The following is a 16,631-nucleotide window of genomic DNA, read 5'->3' as shown; positions in this document are numbered from 1 at the left end:
ACGGCGCCCACGGCCGGTGGGCGCTGTGTCCGCACCCCGCCGGCGCCGGGCCGCGCGCACACCCCTCGGACCCGCGCCGGCGCCGGGCACCCGGTACCGCGCCGGCTACTCCTCCCGTTCCTCCGGAACGGCGTCCGGCGGCGGCGGAGCCGTGGGCCTGAGCTTCAGCCAGAGGAGGAACAGCAGGCCCAGGATCAGCATCCCCAACCCCGTCCAGAGGTTGATGTTGACCCCCTCGGCCTTGTCGATGTCCGCGTCGGACGCGGTGAGGCCCGCGATCGTGACGATCACGCCGTACACGACGAACAGCCCACCGATGATCCGCCGGATGTCGAACAAGCGTGCGGCCGTCGCGGACTTGGTCTCCAGCTCGGAGACCTCCTGCTGGACGTCACGTTCGGAATAGTGCTCGGACATGTTCTCTCCATCCTCCCGCGATCAGAACGAGAACGGGATGTAGCAGACGGCGGCCAGGATCACCGCACCCCAGCCCAGCAGCGCGGGCTTGCGGTACCACGCGTCGTCGCCCTCCGCGGGCGGCTCCGCCATGCCGGGCGAGCGCGTGCCGTAGACCAGGCCCTGGAGGTCCTCGGCGGGCTTCGGCGCGGTGAAGAGCGAGACGGCGACCATGACCACCGCGCCCGCGACGAAGCCGGCGATCGCGGAGACGAAGTTGGCCCCCTGGTCGGTGGGGATGTCGACGATGCCCTGCTCGTAGATGACGAAGTAGTTGACCATCGCGGCGGTGGTGCCGGCGATCAGGCCCCAGAAGCCGGACTTCATGGAGGCCCGCTTCCAGAACATGCCGATGATGAAGACCACGAACATCGGCACGTTGAAGAAGGAGAACAGCGTCTGGAGGTAGCTCATGATGTTGGAGAAGGAGCTGGCCAGGAACGCCGTGCCGATCGAGGCGAGGACGCCGATCGCGGTGATCAGGCGGCCGAAGCGGACGTAGTACTCGTCCTCGCGGTGCTTCACCACGTACTTCGCCCAGATGTCGGCGGTGAAGACGGTGTTGAAGGAGGAGACGTTGGCCGCCATGCCCGCCATGAACGCGGCCAGCAGGCCGGTGACGGCGATGCCCAGGACCCCGTTGGGCAGGAGCTGCTGCATCAGGTACGGGATGGCGTCGTTGTACTGGAGGTCCGAGTCGGCCGTGCCGATGGTGGGCACCAGGACCGCCGCGACCAGGCCCGGGATCATCACGATGAAGACGATGAAGATCTTCGGGAACGCGGCGATGAGCGGGGTGCGCTGGGCCGCCGAGAGGTTCTTGGCGGACAGGGCGCGCTGCACCTCGGCGAAGTTCGTCGTCCAGTAGCCGAAGGAGAGGACGAAGCCGAGGCCGAGGACGATGGTCAGCCAGTTGGCGCCGAGCGGGTTGTCGCTGCCGATGCCGGTGCCGCCCCAGGCGGTCATGAAGTCGTCGCCGTGCGCCTCGGTGAGGGAGTCGGACAGGCCGCCCCAGCCGCCGACGCTCTTCAGGCCGAGCACGGTGATGGGGATCAGCGCGGCGAGGATGACGAAGAACTGCAGGACCTCGTTGTAGATCGCCGAGGACAGGCCGCCGAGGGTGATGTAGGCCAGGACGAAGGCTCCGGCGACGACGATCGCCACCCACTGCGGCCAGCCCAGGAGGGCCTCGACCACGATCGCGAGGGCGTAGAGGTTGACGCCGGCGATCAGGACGGCGGCCGCCGCGAAGAGGATCGAGCTGAGCAGGTGGGCCGCCCTGTCGAAGCGCAGCAGCAGGAACTCGGGGACCGAGCGGACCTTGCTGCCGTAGTAGAACGGCATCATCACCAGGCCCAGGAAGACCATCGCGGGGATGGCGCCGATCCAGTACCAGTGGGTCGTGTAGACGCCGTACTGCGCGCTGTTGGCCGCCATGCCGAGGATCTCGGTGGCGCCGAGGTTGGCCGCGATGAAGGCCAGACCGGTGACCCAGGCGGGCAGGGAGCGACCGGAGAGGAAGAAGTCGAGGCTGGTCCTGACCGAGCGGCGGGCCGCGAAGCCGATGCCCAGGACGACGACGAAGTAGATCCCGAGGATCGTGTAGTCCAGCCAGTTGGTGGGGAGTCGAAGCTCTGCGGCCAGGTATGTGGGGGTTTGCATACACACTCGCTTCGTTCGCGAACTGATCCGGTGCGGAACCTATGCCTCTGGGTTCGGTGGGCGAACGCTTCCGATGGCGTTCTTTGTTTGATCGTGATGAGAAAACGTGGTGGTCGGTTGTGATGTGTTATGTTTGATTGTGTTGGATGATTGGCGGGTGCAGAGGAGTACGGCAGTGAAGAAGACCTCGACCCGGCTGGCCGACGGCCGCGAGCTCGTCTACTACGACCTGGACGACGACACCGTCCGGGACGCCGTCGACCGCCGTCCGCTCGACGCCACCGCCACCACGTCCGAGATCCGCCACGACGTGCTGCTGGGCGATTCCGTCGCCGTCGCCTCGCACCGCCAGGGGCGTACGTACCACCCGCCGGCCGACGAGTGCCCGCTCTGCCCCTCCGAGGGCGACCGGCTGAGCGAGATCCCCGACTCGGCGTACGACGTGGTCGTCTTCGAGAACCGTTTCCCCTCGCTGGCCGGCGACTCGGGCCGGTGCGAGGTCGTCTGCTTCACCTCCGACCACCACTCCTCCTTCGCCGGTCTGAGCGAGCGGCAGGCGCGACTGGTGCTCGACGCCTGGACCGACCGGACCGCCGAACTGTCGCATCTGCCCTCCGTCGAACAGGTCTTCTGCTTCGAGAACCGGGGAGCCGAGATCGGCGTCACCCTCCAGCACCCGCACGGGCAGATCTACGCCTACCCCTTCACCACCCCCCGCACTGCCCTGATGCTGCGCCAAGTGGCCGCACACAAGGAGGCGACGGGCGGCGAGAACCTGTTCGACGCCGTGCTGGAGCGGGAGCGGGCCGACGAGCGGATCGTCCTTGAGGGTGAACACTGGGTGGCCTTCGTGCCGTACGCCGCGCACTGGCCCTACGAGGTCCACCTCTACCCCAAGCGCCGGGTGCCCGACCTGCTCGGACTGGACGAGGCGGCGCGCACGGAGTTCCCCCGGGTGTACCTGGAACTCCTGAAGCGCTTCGACCGGATCTTCGACGGGCGGGACGGGGGGAAGGAAGGCGGGGGCGAGCCTCCGACGCCGTACATCGCGGCCTGGCACCAGGCCCCGTTCGGCACGCTGGAGGAGTTCGACGGCGTCACACGCGACGACTTCGCGCTCCACCTGGAGCTTTTCACCATCCGCCGCACATCCGGCAAGCTGAAGTTCCTCGCGGGCTCCGAGTCCGGCATGAACGTGTTCATCAACGACGTGCCGCCGGAGCGCGCGGCCGAGCGACTGCGAGAGGTAGCGAGTTCATGAGCGGGAAGTACCTGGTGACGGGCGGGGCCGGTTACGTCGGCAGCGTCGTCGCCCAGCATCTGCTGGAGGCCGGTCACGAGGTCGTCGTGCTCGACAACCTCTCCACCGGGTTCCGGGAGGGCGTTCCCGCGGGCGCGTCGTTCGTCGAGGGCGACATCCGCGACGCCGCCCGATGGCTGGACCCGTCGTTCGACGGCGTCCTGCACTTCGCCGCGTCCTCCCAGGTCGGCGAGTCGGTGGTGAAGCCGGAGAAGTACTGGGACAACAACGTCGGCGGCACCATGGCGCTGCTCGCCGCGATGCGCGGGGCGGGCGTGCGCCGGCTGGTGTTCTCCTCCACGGCGGCGACGTACGGCGAGCCCGAGCGGGTCCCGATCGTCGAGACCGCGCCGACCCGCCCCACCAACCCCTACGGCGCCTCGAAGCTCGCCGTCGACCACATGATCACCGGCGAGGCGGCGGCGCACGGACTGGGCGCGGTCTCCCTGCGCTACTTCAACGTGGCCGGCGCCTACGGCCGGCACGGCGAGCGGCACGACCCCGAGTCGCACCTCATCCCGCTCGTCCTGCAGGTGGCCCAGGGCCGGCGCGAGGCGATCTCCGTCTACGGCGACGACTACCCGACGCCCGACGGCACCTGCGTGCGCGACTACATCCACGTCGCCGACCTGGCCGAGGCCCACCTGCTCGCGCTGGAGGCCGCCGCGCCCGGCGAGCACCTGATCTGCAACCTCGGCAACGGCAACGGCTTCTCCGTCCGCGAGGTCGTCGAGACGGTCCGCAAGGTCACCGGCCACCCGATCCCCGAGGTCGTGGCCCCCCGCCGGGGCGGCGACCCGGCGGTCCTGGTCGCGTCGGCCGCCACCGCCCGCGAGAAGCTGGGGTGGAAACCGTCACGCGCCGACCTCGCGGGGATCGTCGCGGACGCGTGGGAGTTCGCGCAGCAGCGCGCCGAGCAGGCCGAGCAGGCCGAGTAGAACGTCACGAAGGGGCAGGGGTCAGGGCATGAGCGAGTCCAGCGAGGCCGTCGCGGGGTCCGTCGCCGAACGGTTCGAGGAGCTGTACGGGGCCGCGCCGGACGGGGTGTGGGCGGCACCGGGCCGGGTCAACCTCATCGGCGAGCACACCGACTACAACGACGGCTTCGTCATGCCGTTCGCCCTGCCGCACACCGCGGTCGCGGCGGTGTCCCGGCGGGACGACGGCGTCCTGCGGCTGCACTCCGCCGACGTGGACGGGCCGGTCGTGGAGCTGGCGGTGGACGGCCTCGTCCCCGAGTCCGACAAGCGGTGGACCGCCTACCCGGCGGGTGTGGTGTGGGCGCTGCGCGAGGCCGGGCACGCCGTGACCGGCGCCGACGTCCACCTCGCCTCGAGCGTCCCGGCGGGCGCCGGCCTGTCGTCCTCGGCCGCCCTGGAGGTCGTGGTCGCGCTCGCGCTGAACGACCTGTTCGACCTCGGCCTGCGCGGCTGGCAGCTGGCCCGCCTCTCCCAGCGCGCGGAGAACGTCTACGTCGGCGCCCCCGTCGGCATCATGGACCAGACGGCCTCGGCCTGCTGCGAGACCGGCCACGCCCTGTTCCTCGACACCCGAGACCTGTCCCAGCGGCAGATCCCCTTCGACCTGGCCGCCGAGGGCATGCGCCTGCTCGTCGTCGACACCCGGGTCAAGCACAGCCACAGCGAGGGCGAGTACGGCAAGCGCCGCGCGGGCTGCGAGAAGGGCGCGGCCCTGCTGGGCGTCGACGCCCTGCGGGACGTGCCGTTCGCGGAACTGGACGCGGCGCTGGAGCGGCTCGGCGACGAGGAGGAGGTCCGCCGGCTGGTCCGGCACGTGGTGACGGAGGACGAGCGGGTCGAACGGGTCGTCTCCCTGCTGGAGTCGGGCGACACCCGCGCCATCGGCCCGGTGCTCGTGGAGGGCCACGCCTCGCTGCGCGACGACTTCCGCGTCTCCTGCCCGGAGCTCGACCTGGTGGTGGAGACCGCCGTCGCCTCCGGCGCCCTCGGCGCACGCATGACCGGCGGCGGCTTCGGCGGCTCGGCCATCGTCCTGGCGGAGGAGGCGGACGTGCCCGCCGTCACCAAGGCGGTGGAGGAGGCCTTCGCGGCGGCCGGCTTCAAGGCCCCGCGGGTCTTCGAGGCGGTGCCGGCGGCGGGCGCGCGACGGATCCGCTGAGCCTCAGCCCAGCCGCTTGGTCAAGGTGTACTCGGTGATCCCCGGCGGGTAGTCGGGGATCACGCACACCACCGCGTAGCCCTGCCGCTCGTAGAAGCCGGGGGCCTGGAAGTCCCAGGTCTCCACGCGGGAGGCCGTGCAGGCGCGTTCGGCGGCGGCGACGCGCTCCGCCTCCGCGAGGAGCCCGGAGCCCAGGCCCGCTCCCCGGTGGCGGGCGTCCACCCACAGGTAGGTCACGTGCAGCCAGGTCGCCCAGGTGTGGCCGACCAGACCGCCGGCCAGTTCGCCGTTCGCATCCAACGCCCACACGTGCAAAGGCGCTTCACGCTCGCCCGGGGTTCCGCGCAACGCCCGAAGGACCGGGGAGGCCGCGGTGTTCGTGTCCCTCAGCCGCCTGCGGAGCAGATCACGTCGGGCCTTGTCGACTTCTGTCTCAAGACGGAACATGCGGCTCACCATAAACGCGCAAGGCCGCCAGTTCTGCAAATAGCCTTCCGCTCCCGGCCCCCGCCCGTACCCTGAGGGACAGCGCCGGCGGGGGCAGGCGCCGTTCAGGGGGCGAGACGGTCGGTACGGCGTCCGGGCGGGGCGGCGGGCGTCGCGCGACGGCGGACGCGCGGTCGCGACGGCCCGCCCCACGTCCGGTCAGTGAAGTGGCAGGGGCCCGGCGTCGTACCCGCGCCGGTGTCGTCCTCCGACGATGGGGTAATCCCCTGCTCTGGGAAGAGCGTGGGGGAGGGGGGTTTCGTGGTTCGCATTCGGGTCCTGGTCGTCGACGACCACCGCATCTTCGCCGAGTCGCTGGCCGCGGCCCTGGCCGCAGAGCCCGACGTCGAGGTGTCCGCGGCGGGCAGCGGTCCGGCCGCGCTGCGCTGCCTGGAGCGGGCGGTCTGCGAGGGACGGCGGTTCGACGTGCTGCTCGTCGACGCCGACCTGGGCGGCAGGACGCCGGGCGGCCGGCCGGCCGTGCCCGTGCAGGCCGTCGACGAGGACGGGCTCGTCGACGGGATACGGCTGGTCACCGACGTGCGTTCGGCGCAGCCGCAGGTACGGATCGTCGTCCTCGCCGAGAAGGACGACCCGGCCCGGGCCGCGCTCGCCCTGCAGGCGGGGGCCTCCGGGTGGGTGGCCAAGGACTGCTCGCTGAGCCGACTGCTCACCGTCATCCGGGGCGTGCTGCGCGACGAGACGCACCTGCCGCCCGCGCTGCTGACGGGCGTGCTGCGGGAGTTGACCGCCGCCCGCCGTCACCGCACCGAGAGCGAACGGCTCGTGGAGTCCCTGACCCCGCGCGAGCGGGAGGTGCTGCGGTGCATGGTCGCGGGACTGGGGCGCAAAGCGGTCGCCGAGCGCCTGTACCTGTCCCCGCACACCGTGCGCACCCACATGCAGAACGTCCTCGGGAAGCTGGGCGTGCACTCCACCCTCGCCGCGGTGGCCCTCGCCCGCCGGGCGGGCGTCGGACCCGTCGACCTACCCGGGGACGTTGTCGAACGGGGCGGTCAACTGGCGTAGCAGCCCGGCCAGTTCGCCACGCTGGGCGTGGGTGAGTTCCCCGAGGATCGCCCGCTCCTGCGCCAGCAGCCCGGCCAGTGCCTGATCGGCGCGATCGCGGCCCTCCTCCGTGAGCCGGACCAGGACGCCGCGCCGGTCACTGGGGTCGGGCAGCCGCTCCACCAGCCCCTTCTTGGTGAGCCGGTCGATGCGGTTGGTCATCGTGCCCGAGGTGACCAGTGTCTGCGTGAGGAGCTGCCCCGGGGAGAGCTGGTACGGGGCGCCCGCACGGCGCAGCGCGGTCAGGACGTCGAACTCCCAGGACTCCAGGCCGTGCTCGGCGAACGCGAGCCGACGCGCCCGGTCCAGGTGCCGGGCCAGCCTGCTCACCCGGCTGAGCACCTCGAGCGGTTCCACGTCGAGGTCCGGGCGCTCCCGGCGCCACGCTGCGACCAGCCGATCGACCTCGTCCTCCATGACGATCAGTGTAGTGGTTGTGTCGACGTGAAGTCTCTTGATATCAAGTTTCTTGACATCGAGATGGATGGGGGGTGACGCTGGGTACCCGACCCACCGCACCGGGAGGCCTGATGCCCGCCGACCCCACCTGGGACCCCGCCCAGTACCTGCGTCACGCCGGCCACCGCACCCGGCCCTTCACCGACCTGCTCGCCCGCGTCCCGCCCCTGCCCGGGGACCCGCCCCGCGTCGCCGACCTCGGCTGCGGCGCCGGCAACGTCACGGCCCTGCTCGCCGAGCACCGGCCCGCCGCCCGCATCACCGGCTACGACAACTCTCCCGAGATGCTCCAGAAGGCCCGCGCCGACCACGAGGGCCCGGCCCCCGGGGGCGGCAGGATCGACTTCGTCCACGCCGACCTCCGCACCTGGACGCCCGAGGAGCCGTACGACCTGATCGTCGGCAACGCCACGCTGCAGTGGGTCCCGGGACACGTGGAACGGTTCGGCGACTGGATCGAAGGGCTCACCCCCGGCGGCACCTTCGCCTTCCAGGTGCCGGGCAACTTCGACGCCCCCAGCCACACCCTGATGCGCGAACTCGCCGCCTCCCCGCGGTGGCGGGGCCGGCTGGACGGCGTCCTGCGCCACCGGGACGCCGTCCTGCGACCGGAGGCCTACCTGGAGCGCCTGACCGCCCTCGGCTGCACGACCGACGCCTGGGAGACCACGTACATCCACCTGCTGACCGGCCCCGACCCGGTCCTCGACTGGGTCGGGGGCACCGGCCTGCGCCCCGTCCTCACCGCCCTCGCCGACGACCCCGAGGCGCGGGAGGCCTTCGTCGCCGAGTACCGCACCGCCCTGCGGGCCGCCTACCCGGCCGGCCCCCACGGCACCCCGTTCCCCTTCCGCCGCGTCTTCGCGGTCGCCGTCAAGGGGAGCCGGCCCAGGGCGTGCGACCCGGGTGGGTGACGAGGACGAGGACGAGGACGAGGACGACGCCGTCGTCGAGGGCGTGGAGCACGCGGTGGTCGCCGGCACGCGATCGGCGGACCGCCGGCCCGCAGGCGCCCGAGTGGGCGGGGGCGGGGGTCCTGCGCGAGGGTCGCGCGGCCGTGGGCCGCGCGACGGACGAGGCCGCCGGGCCGGGCACGGACCGCGCCGACCGTGACCCCGGTCATGCGCACAGCACCGCGCACGGTCGATCCGGTGTGCTGTCGGTTCAGCTCTTCCGGTGACCTATCAGCCGCGGCTTCGGCTCCAGGCCGTCCAGCCCGTGCCAGGCCAGGTTGACCAGGTGGGCCGCCACCTCCGCCTTCTTCGGCTTGCGCACGTCCAGCCACCACTGGCCCGTCAGCGCCACCATCCCCACCAGGGCCTGCGCGTACAGCGGGGCCAGCTTCGGGTCGAAGCCGCGCGACTTGAACTCACGGCCCAGGATGTCCTCCACCTGGGTGGCGATGTCCGAGATCAGCGAGGCGAACGAACCCGTCGACTGGGGGATGGGGGAGTCGCGGACCAGGATGCGGAAACCGTCCGTGTACTCCTCGATGTAGTCCAGCAGCGCGAACGCCGCCTGCTCGCACAGCTCACGGGGATGGCCGGCCGTCAGCGAACCGGTCACCATGTCCAGCAGACGCCGCATCTCGCGGTCCACCACCACCGCGTACAGGCCCTCCTTGCCGCCGAAGTGCTCGTACACCACCGGCTTGGAGACCCCGGCCTTCGCCGCGATCTCCTCCACCGACGTGCCCTCGAAGCCCTTCGCCGCGAACAGGGTGCGGCCGATCTCCAGCAGCTGCTGGCGGCGCTCCGCACCGGTCATCCGGGTACGGCGGACGCGCCGCGGTTTCTCGTCGCTCGGGGTGCTGCTGGAGTCGGTCGCCACGGCGTCCATCATGCCGCCTCGACGGGCCCCCTCCCCCGCCGGGCGGAGCCCCCCGCGCGGTCACGGCGCGAATCGATACGCGAGCGTGACGGCCACCGCACGTCGTACGCCCATCCCAGCCGCTCGAACCAACGGATCAGACGGGCCGAGGAATCCACCTGCCCGCGCTCCACACCGTGCCGCGCGGACGTCGGATCGGCGTGGTGCAGGTTGTGCCAGGACTCACCGCACGACAGCACCGCCAGCCACCACACGTTGCCCGAACGGTCCCGCGACCTGAACGGGCGCTTGCCCACCGCGTGACAGATCGAGTTGATCGACCACGTCACATGGTGCAACAACGCCACCCGGACGAGTGACCCCCAGAAGAACCCGGTGAACGCACCCCACCAGGACATGGTGACCAGACCGCCGATCAGCGCGGGCAGCGCCAGCGACAACGCCGTCCACAGGACGAACTGCCGGGAGATCGCCCGCAGGGTCGGATCCTTGATCAGATCCGGCGCGTACTTGTCCTGCGGCGTCTGCTCCTCGTCGAACATCCAGCCGATGTGCGCCCACCACAATCCCTTGACCAGCGCCGGGACCGTCTCCCCGTACCGCCACGGCGAATGGGGGTCGCCCTCGGCGTCGGAGAACCTGTGGTGCTTGCGGTGGTCGGCCACCCAGCGCACCAACGGCCCCTCCACCGCCATCGACCCGGCGATCGCCAGCGCGACCTTCAGCGGCCGCTTCGCCTTGAACGACCCGTGCGTGAAGTGACGGTGGAAACCGATGGTGATGCCGTGGCAGCCCAGGAAGTAGAAGAAGACCAACAGACCCAGGTCCAGCCAGCTCACCCCCCACCCCCACGCCAGCGGCACCGCCGCCACCAGTGCCAGGAAGGGGACGATGATGAAGAGCAGCAGCGTGATCTGCTCGATGGAGCGCTTGCGCTCGCCGCCCAGCGTGGCGGAGGGCGCCGCGTCGTCGGGCCCGGAGTGTTCCGGAGCTTCGTGCAGCACATCGGAGCCTGAGGTCATACGTGTTCCCTGTGGGGTATGTGGACGGGAAGGTGCCCGGCCTCCGGAGACACACCGCCCACCTACGCCTCCGTAACCTACGGCAGCGTAAGTATGGCAGCGCGTCACCCGGCGGCAAGAGCCCGTGAGCCCGCGCCTCCGGGCCGGCACCTATCCTTGAAGTCGGTCGGACAGCGCGGTCCGCTCTGATTTCTTCCCGGACGTCCGGCCCGCAAGCGGCGCACGCCGCGCGAGACGCCGTCCGGGTTCCCTCCCAGACGAGCTTCAACACTGCAAGGAGCCGCACCTGTGAGCAGTGCCGACGACCAGACCACCACGACGAGCAGCGAGCTGCGCGCCGACATCCGCCGACTGGGTGACCTCCTGGGCGAGACCCTGGTACGGCAGGAGGGCCCCGAGCTGCTCGACCTCGTCGAGAAGGTCCGCCGACTCACCCGTGAGGACGGCGAGGCCGCCGCCGAACTGCTGCGCGGCACCGAACTGCAGACCGCGGCCAAGCTGGTCCGCGCGTTCTCCACCTACTTCCACCTGGCCAACGTCACCGAACAGGTGCACCGCGGCCGCGAACTGCGCGCCCGCCGCGCCGCCGAGGGCGGACTGCTCTCCCGCACCGCCGACCGCCTCAAGGACGCCGACCCCGAGCACCTGCGCGAAACGGTCCGCAACCTCAACATCCGGCCCGTCTTCACCGCCCACCCCACCGAGGCCGCCCGCCGCTCCGTCCTCAACAAGCTCCGCCGGATCGCCGCCCTCCTCGACACCCCGGTCATCGCCACCGACCGGCGCCGCCTGGACACCCGGCTCGCCGAGAACATCGACCTCGTCTGGCAGACCGACGAACTGCGCGTGGTCCGCCCCGAACCCGCCGACGAGGCCCGCAACGCCATCTACTACCTCGACGAACTGCACGCCGGCGCCGTCGGCGACGTCCTGGAGGACCTCACCGCCGAGCTGGAACGCGTCGGCGTCCACCTCCCCGACGACACCCGCCCCCTCACCTTCGGCACCTGGATCGGCGGCGACCGCGACGGCAACCCCAACGTCACCCCCCAGGTCACCTGGGACGTCCTCATCCTCCAGCACGAACACGGCATCAACGACGCCCTGGAGATGATCGACGAACTGCGCGGCTTCCTCTCCAACTCCATCCGCTACACGGGCGCGACGGAGGAACTGCTGACCTCCCTGCAGGCCGACCTCGACGCCCTCCCCGAGATCAGCCCCCGCTACAAGCGCCTCAACGCCGAGGAGCCCTACCGGCTCAAGGCCACCTGCATCCGCCAGAAGCTGGAGAACACCAAGCTCCGCCTCGCCAAGGGCACCCCGCACGAGCCCGGCCGCGACTACCTCGGCACCGGCGAACTCCTCGCCGACCTGCGCATCATCCAGGCCTCCCTGCGCGAACACCGCGGCGGCCTCTTCGCCGACGGCCGCCTCGCCCGCACCATCCGCACCCTGGCCGCCTTCGGCCTCCAGCTCGCCACCATGGACGTACGCGAACACGCCGACGCCCACCACCACGCCCTCGGCCAGCTCTTCGACCGGCTCGGCGAGGAATCCTGGCGGTACGCCGACATGCCCCGCGACTACCGCTCCAAGCTCCTCGCCAAGGAACTGCGCAGCAGGCGCCCGCTCGCCCCCACCCCCGCACCCGTCGACGCGGCCGGCGAGAAGACCCTCGGCGTCTTCCGGACGATCAAGCGCGCCCTGGAGGTCTTCGGCCCCGAGGTCGTCGAGTCGTACATCATCTCCATGTGCCAGGGCGCCGACGACGTCTTCGCCGCCACCGTCCTCGCCCGCGAGGCCGGACTCATCGACCTGCACGCCGGCTGGGCCAAGATCGGCATCGTCCCGCTCCTGGAGACCACCGACGAGCTCAAGGCCGCCGACACCATCCTCGAGGACATGCTCGCCGACCCCTCCTACCGGCGCCTCGTCGCGCTCCGGGGCGACGTCCAGGAGGTCATGCTCGGCTACTCCGACTCCTCCAAGTTCGGCGGCATCACCACCAGCCAGTGGGAGATCCACCGCGCCCAGCGCCGCCTGCGCGACGTCGCCCACCGCTACGGCGTGCGGCTGCGCCTCTTCCACGGCCGCGGCGGCACCGTCGGCCGCGGCGGCGGCCCCACCCACGACGCCATCCTCGCCCAGCCCTGGGGCACCCTCGAAGGCGAGATCAAGGTCACCGAGCAGGGCGAGGTCATCTCCGACAAGTACCTCATCCCCTCCCTCGCCCGCGAGAACCTCGAACTCTCCGTCGCCGCCACCCTCCAGGCGTCCGCCCTGCACACCGCACCCCGCCAGTCCGTCGAGGCCCTCGCCCGCTGGGACGCCGCCATGGACGTCGTCTCCGACGCCGCCCACACCGCCTACCGCAAGCTCGTCGAGGACCCCGACCTGCCGACGTACTTCCTGGCCTCCACGCCGGTCGACCAGCTCGCCGACCTGCACCTGGGCTCGCGGCCCTCCCGCCGCCCCGGCTCGGGCGTCTCGCTCGACGGACTGCGCGCCATCCCGTGGGTCTTCGGCTGGACCCAGTCCCGGCAGATCGTCCCCGGCTGGTACGGCGTCGGCTCCGGACTGAAGGCACTGCGCGAGGCCGGCCTCGACACCGTCCTCGACGAGATGCACCAGGAGTGGCACTTCTTCCGCAACTTCATCTCCAACGTCGAGATGACCCTCGCCAAGACCGACCTGCGCATCGCCCAGCACTACGTCGACACCCTCGTCCCCGACGAACTCAAGCACGTCTTCGACACCATCAAGGCCGAACACGAGCTGACCGTCACCGAGGTCCTGCGCGTCACCGGCGAGGCGGAACTCCTCGACGCCGACCCGGTCCTCAAGCAGACCTTCGCCATCCGCGACGCCTACCTGGACCCGATCTCCTACCTCCAGGTGGCCCTCCTCAAGCGCCAGCGCGACGCCGCCGGCGCCGACGAACAGCCCGACCCGCTGCTCTCCCGCGCCCTGCTGCTCACCGTCAACGGCGTCGCCGCCGGCCTGCGCAACACCGGCTGACCCGACGCACGACGAGGGGGAGCCCCCGGCCCGTACGGCCGGGGGCACCCCCTCGCTTCCGGACGGCTCGCCTCAGAGCGACAGGAAGGCCGCCGTGAGCAGCGCCGCCCCCGACAGCCCCAGCACCCACGCCACCCGCGTGCGCAGCAGACCCCCGGCCACCACGACCGACGCCAGCAGCAGCGCACCCCCCAGCGGAACCCACGCGTGGAGCACCCCGGCGGGACCGGAACGGACGGCGCGCGTACCGCCCGGCTTCAGCACCACCGGGTAGGTCCGCCCCTCCTCCACGGCCACCGAGTCCTCCAGCACCACCTCCGCACGCGGCTGCGACCCCGGCGACAACGGCCTGTACGGCCCCGCGCACACCCCGGCGCCACACCGCGTCACCGCCACCGTGCCGCGCTCGCGCCCCTTCGTCAGCATCACGTGCTGCGCCGTGCCCCACGACGCCCACACACCCGCGATCAGGACCAGCACGGCGACCGTGCCCATCACCGCGAACCGGCCGAACCGCAGGGCGGAGGAGCCACGGGAGGCGCGGACAGCGGGAGACATGGCCGAGATCCTTGGCCATGACCCTCCGGTCGGTCAACTCCGGTGGGCTCCGACAGGGGGACACATCACCCGACGCCCCTCAGCACGTCACGAGTTGTACGTCCCCTGCGCCCGCTCCAGCCCCTCGATCACCAGACACTCCACCGCGTCCGCCGCCCGGTCCACGAACCAGTCCAGCTCCTTGCGCTCCGCCGACGAGAAGTCCTTCAGCACGAAGTCCGCCACCTGCATCCGCCCCGGCGGCCGCCCGATCCCGAACCGCACCCGGTGGTACTCCCGGCCGAACGCCTTCGTCAGCGACTTCAGCCCGTTGTGACCGTTGTCCCCGCCGCCCAGCTTCAGCCGCAGCGTCCCGTACTCGATGTCCAGCTCGTCGTGGACCGCCACCACCCGCTCCGCCGGCACCTTGTAGAACTCCCGCAACGCGTTCACCGGCCCGCCCGACAGGTTCATGTACGACATCGGCTTCGCCAGCACCACCCGCCGGTTCGCCGGACCGGGCGGCCCGATCCGCCCCTCCACGACCTGCGCCTGAGCCTTGCCGGCCCGCTTGAACCGGCCCCCCATCCGCTCCGCCAGCAGATCCGCCACCATGAACCCCACGTTGTGGCGGTTCATCGCGTACTCCGGCCCCGGATTGCCCAGCCCCACCACCAGCCAGGGACCCGCCGCACCGGCCGCCGCATCCGTCGTCACGTCCATGTCTCCTTCGTACGCTCCATCACACGTGCCCTCATACGCGTCGGCCGCTGCCCCGTACGGGAACAGCGGCCGACGAAACGACGACTCGGAACGAGGATCAGGCCTCGGCGGCCGCCTCGCCCTCACCCTCGGCGGGCGCCTCCTCCGCCTGCGCGGCCAGCACCTGGATGACGACGGCATCCTCGTCGACGGCCAGCTTGGCGCCCTTCGGCAGGGTGATGTCCTTGGCGAGGATGGAGGCACCGGCCGCCAGGCCCTCGACGGACACCGTGACGGACTCGGGGATGTGCGTGGCCTCGGCCTCGACCGTCAGGGTACCCAGCACGTGCTCCAGCAGGTTGCCGCCCGAGGCCAGCTCGCCCTCGGTGAGGACCGGGATCTCCACCGTGACGGTCTCGCCGCGCTGCACCAGCTGCAGGTCCACGTGCTCCAGGAAACCCTTCAGCGGGTCGCGCTGCACCGACTTCGGGATCGCCAGCTCGCTCGACGTGCCGTCGATGTCCAGCGCGATCAGCACGTTCGGCGTGCGCAGCGCGAGCAGCAGCTCGTGGCCCGGAAGGGTCAGGTGCAGCGGGTCCGAACCGTGCCCGTACAGCACACCCGGAACCTTGTTGTCACGACGGATACGGCGCGCGGCACCCTTGCCGAACTCGGTGCGCGTCGCGGCGGAGATCTTCACCTCGGACATGCTCACTCCTCGAAAGTCAGAAACGGACGTGGTCACCCGGCCACGAACGGCCTGCTACGAAGAGCGCGTCGATAACGGACCGCCGACCCGCCTCACGAAAAAGCGGTACGGCCTCCCTCGCCGAGCAACTTCGACAGTCTACTCGGACCAGGAGGCCGCACCCAAAACGATCACCGTCGGACCCGGCGCAGAACCCTTACTGCACCGACCGCACGGAACTACTGCTCGTCGAACAGGCTCGTCACCGAACCGTCCCGGAACACCTCACGCACCGCACGCGCGATCGTCGGCGCGATCGACAACACCGTGATCTTGTCCAACGACTCACTCAGCTCACCCGGCGTCGGCAACGTGTTCGTGAACACGAACTCACTCACCCGCGAGTTCTTCAACCGGTCCGCCGCCGGACCCGACAGCACACCGTGCGTCGCCGTCACGATCACGTCCTCCGCACCATGCGCGAACAAGGCGTCCGCCGCCGCACAGATCGTGCCACCCGTGTCGATCATGTCGTCCACCAGGACGCAGATGCGCCCCTCCACGTCACCCACGACCTCGTGCACCGTGACCTGGTTCGCCACGTCCTTGTCCCGCCGCTTGTGCACGATCGCCAACGGCGCACCCAACCGGTCGCACCAACGGTCCGCCACCCGCACACGACCCGCGTCCGGAGACACCACCGTCAACTTCGAACGGTCCACCTTCGCACCCACGTAGTCCGCGAGCAGCGGCAACGCGAACAGGTGATCCACCGGCCCGTCGAAGAAACCCTGGATCTGATCCGTGTGCAGATCCACGGCCAGCAACCGGTCCGCACCCGCCGTCTTCATCAGATCCGCGATCAGACGCGCCGAGATCGGTTCACGACCCCGGTGCTTCTTGTCCTGCCGCGCGTAACCGTAGAACGGCACGATGACCGTGATGGACCTGGCCGACGCACGCTTCAGCGCATCGATCATGATCAACTGCTCCATGATCCACTTGTTGATCGGAGCAGTGTGGCTCTGGATCAGGAAACAGTCGGCACCACGAGCCGACTCCTGATACCGCACATAGATCTCACCATTGGCGAAATCGAAGGCCTTCGTCGGGACGACCCCGACATCCATCTGCCGGGCGACCTCCTCGGCAAGCTCGGGGTGGGCGCGGCCGGAGAAGAACATCATCTTCTTCTCGCCGGTCGTCTTGATCCCGGTCACAGCACAATCTCCTCAGAGGTGTCGCAGCTGATGGCGGTGCG

The 16,631-nt window shown here is 70.7% G+C and carries 16 protein-coding genes; 6 read left to right on the top strand and 10 right to left on the bottom strand.

Annotation, left to right across the window (positions count from 1 at the left end; translation table 11 throughout):
* Positions 1-105 precede the first annotated feature (105 nt).
* The gene (locus tag ABTY20_RS11100) at positions 106-417 is read right to left on the bottom strand and encodes a hypothetical protein (protein ID WP_351996687.1); all 312 of its coding nucleotides are present in this window, start codon (positions 415-417) and stop codon (positions 106-108) included.
* 21 nt (positions 418-438) lie between these two features.
* Positions 439-2,118: a sodium:solute symporter family protein gene (locus ABTY20_RS11095; RefSeq protein WP_351996686.1), complete on the bottom strand. Its 1,680-nt coding sequence runs from the start codon at positions 2,116-2,118 to the stop codon at positions 439-441.
* A 175-nt stretch (positions 2,119-2,293) separates the two neighbouring features.
* On the opposite strand from ABTY20_RS11095, the gene galT reads away from it, so the two are divergent.
* The 3 genes from galT to galK are packed head-to-tail and all read left to right on the top strand — an operon-like array spanning position 2,294 to position 5,557.
* The gene (gene galT / locus ABTY20_RS11090; protein WP_351996685.1) at positions 2,294-3,379 is read left to right on the top strand and encodes a galactose-1-phosphate uridylyltransferase; all 1,086 of its coding nucleotides are present in this window, start codon (positions 2,294-2,296) and stop codon (positions 3,377-3,379) included.
* A complete protein-coding gene (galE, locus tag ABTY20_RS11085) occupies positions 3,376-4,356 on the top strand; it encodes a UDP-glucose 4-epimerase GalE (protein ID WP_351996684.1) in 981 nt (326 codons plus the stop codon). Before galT ends, galE begins: the two co-directional genes overlap by 4 nt.
* Positions 4,357-4,384: 28 nt before the next feature.
* The gene (gene galK, locus ABTY20_RS11080) at positions 4,385-5,557 is read left to right on the top strand and encodes a galactokinase (protein ID WP_351996683.1); all 1,173 of its coding nucleotides are present in this window, start codon (positions 4,385-4,387) and stop codon (positions 5,555-5,557) included.
* Positions 5,558-5,560: 3 nt separating this feature from the next.
* Here the strand turns inward: galK and ABTY20_RS11075 are convergent, their stop codons facing one another.
* Positions 5,561-6,016 carry a GNAT family N-acetyltransferase gene (locus ABTY20_RS11075; protein ID WP_351996682.1) on the bottom strand — a complete coding sequence of 152 codons (456 nt, stop codon included), beginning with the start codon at positions 6,014-6,016 and terminating at the stop codon, positions 5,561-5,563.
* A 288-nt stretch (positions 6,017-6,304) separates the two neighbouring features.
* Here ABTY20_RS11075 and ABTY20_RS11070 point away from each other — a divergent pair, with 288 nt between their 5' ends.
* A complete protein-coding gene (locus tag ABTY20_RS11070; protein WP_351996681.1) occupies positions 6,305-7,072 on the top strand; it encodes a LuxR C-terminal-related transcriptional regulator in 768 nt (255 codons plus the stop codon).
* Here the strand turns inward: ABTY20_RS11070 and ABTY20_RS11065 are convergent.
* On the bottom strand, positions 7,031-7,528 hold the full coding sequence (locus tag ABTY20_RS11065) for a MarR family winged helix-turn-helix transcriptional regulator (RefSeq protein ID WP_351996680.1): 498 nt from the start codon (positions 7,526-7,528) through the stop codon (positions 7,031-7,033). The two genes, ABTY20_RS11070 and ABTY20_RS11065, sit on opposite strands and share 42 nt — an antisense overlap.
* A gap of 113 nt (positions 7,529-7,641) precedes the next feature.
* On the opposite strand from ABTY20_RS11065, the gene ABTY20_RS11060 reads away from it, so the two are divergent.
* Positions 7,642-8,484, top strand: a complete 843-nt coding sequence (locus ABTY20_RS11060) for a trans-aconitate 2-methyltransferase (protein WP_351996679.1) — start codon at positions 7,642-7,644, stop codon at positions 8,482-8,484.
* Positions 8,485-8,734: 250 nt separating this feature from the next.
* On the opposite strand, the gene ABTY20_RS11055 is transcribed toward ABTY20_RS11060, so the two are convergent.
* Positions 8,735-9,412: a TetR family transcriptional regulator gene (locus ABTY20_RS11055; protein ID WP_351996678.1), complete on the bottom strand. Its 678-nt coding sequence runs from the start codon at positions 9,410-9,412 to the stop codon at positions 8,735-8,737.
* Positions 9,409-10,422: an acyl-CoA desaturase gene (locus ABTY20_RS11050; RefSeq protein WP_351996677.1), complete on the bottom strand. Its 1,014-nt coding sequence runs from the start codon at positions 10,420-10,422 to the stop codon at positions 9,409-9,411. The genes ABTY20_RS11055 and ABTY20_RS11050 overlap by 4 nt, the downstream gene beginning before the upstream one ends.
* A gap of 288 nt (positions 10,423-10,710) precedes the next feature.
* On the opposite strand from ABTY20_RS11050, the gene ppc reads away from it, so the two are divergent.
* Positions 10,711-13,443, top strand: a complete 2,733-nt coding sequence (gene ppc, locus ABTY20_RS11045; RefSeq protein ID WP_351996676.1) for a phosphoenolpyruvate carboxylase — start codon at positions 10,711-10,713, stop codon at positions 13,441-13,443.
* A 72-nt stretch (positions 13,444-13,515) separates the two neighbouring features.
* Here ppc and ABTY20_RS11040 read toward each other — a convergent pair whose 3' ends face one another.
* From ABTY20_RS11040 to ABTY20_RS11025, 4 genes are all read right to left on the bottom strand, one after another.
* Positions 13,516-14,001 carry a hypothetical protein gene (locus ABTY20_RS11040; RefSeq protein WP_351996675.1) on the bottom strand — a complete coding sequence of 162 codons (486 nt, stop codon included), beginning with the start codon at positions 13,999-14,001 and terminating at the stop codon, positions 13,516-13,518.
* A gap of 87 nt (positions 14,002-14,088) precedes the next feature.
* The gene (gene pth / locus ABTY20_RS11035; RefSeq protein WP_351996674.1) at positions 14,089-14,703 is read right to left on the bottom strand and encodes an aminoacyl-tRNA hydrolase; all 615 of its coding nucleotides are present in this window, start codon (positions 14,701-14,703) and stop codon (positions 14,089-14,091) included.
* 97 nt (positions 14,704-14,800) lie between these two features.
* Complete coding sequence (locus tag ABTY20_RS11030) at positions 14,801-15,391, bottom strand: 50S ribosomal protein L25/general stress protein Ctc (protein ID WP_351996673.1); 591 nt, start codon at positions 15,389-15,391, stop codon at positions 14,801-14,803.
* Between the two features lie 218 nt (positions 15,392-15,609).
* Positions 15,610-16,590, bottom strand: coding sequence for a ribose-phosphate diphosphokinase (locus tag ABTY20_RS11025; RefSeq protein ID WP_351996672.1), 981 nt, complete (start codon positions 16,588-16,590; stop codon positions 15,610-15,612).
* Positions 16,591-16,631: the final 41 nt, after the last annotated feature.

This window comes from Streptomyces sp. NPDC126497 (assembly GCF_040302425.1).
Taxonomy (GTDB): domain Bacteria; phylum Actinomycetota; class Actinomycetes; order Streptomycetales; family Streptomycetaceae; genus Streptomyces.
Note: the sequence above shows the minus strand (reverse complement) of the source record. Positions and strands in the feature narration are given on the sequence as shown.

Coding starts and splice junctions, on each gene's coding strand:
- ABTY20_RS11100 (WP_351996687.1), bottom strand. CDS start 417: ATGTCCGAGCACTATTCCGAACGTGACGTCCAGCAGGAGGTCTCCGAG.
- ABTY20_RS11095 (WP_351996686.1), bottom strand. CDS start 2,118: ATGCAAACCCCCACATACCTGGCCGCAGAGCTTCGACTCCCCACCAAC.
- galE (WP_351996684.1), top strand. CDS start 3,376: ATGAGCGGGAAGTACCTGGTGACGGGCGGGGCCGGTTACGTCGGCAGC.
- galK (WP_351996683.1), top strand. CDS start 4,385: ATGAGCGAGTCCAGCGAGGCCGTCGCGGGGTCCGTCGCCGAACGGTTC.
- ABTY20_RS11075 (WP_351996682.1), bottom strand. CDS start 6,016: ATGGTGAGCCGCATGTTCCGTCTTGAGACAGAAGTCGACAAGGCCCGA.
- ABTY20_RS11065 (WP_351996680.1), bottom strand. CDS start 7,528: ATGGAGGACGAGGTCGATCGGCTGGTCGCAGCGTGGCGCCGGGAGCGC.
- ABTY20_RS11060 (WP_351996679.1), top strand. CDS start 7,642: ATGCCCGCCGACCCCACCTGGGACCCCGCCCAGTACCTGCGTCACGCC.
- ABTY20_RS11055 (WP_351996678.1), bottom strand. CDS start 9,412: ATGATGGACGCCGTGGCGACCGACTCCAGCAGCACCCCGAGCGACGAG.
- ABTY20_RS11050 (WP_351996677.1), bottom strand. CDS start 10,422: ATGACCTCAGGCTCCGATGTGCTGCACGAAGCTCCGGAACACTCCGGG.
- ABTY20_RS11040 (WP_351996675.1), bottom strand. CDS start 14,001: ATGTCTCCCGCTGTCCGCGCCTCCCGTGGCTCCTCCGCCCTGCGGTTC.
- pth (WP_351996674.1), bottom strand. CDS start 14,703: ATGGACGTGACGACGGATGCGGCGGCCGGTGCGGCGGGTCCCTGGCTG.
- ABTY20_RS11030 (WP_351996673.1), bottom strand. CDS start 15,391: ATGTCCGAGGTGAAGATCTCCGCCGCGACGCGCACCGAGTTCGGCAAG.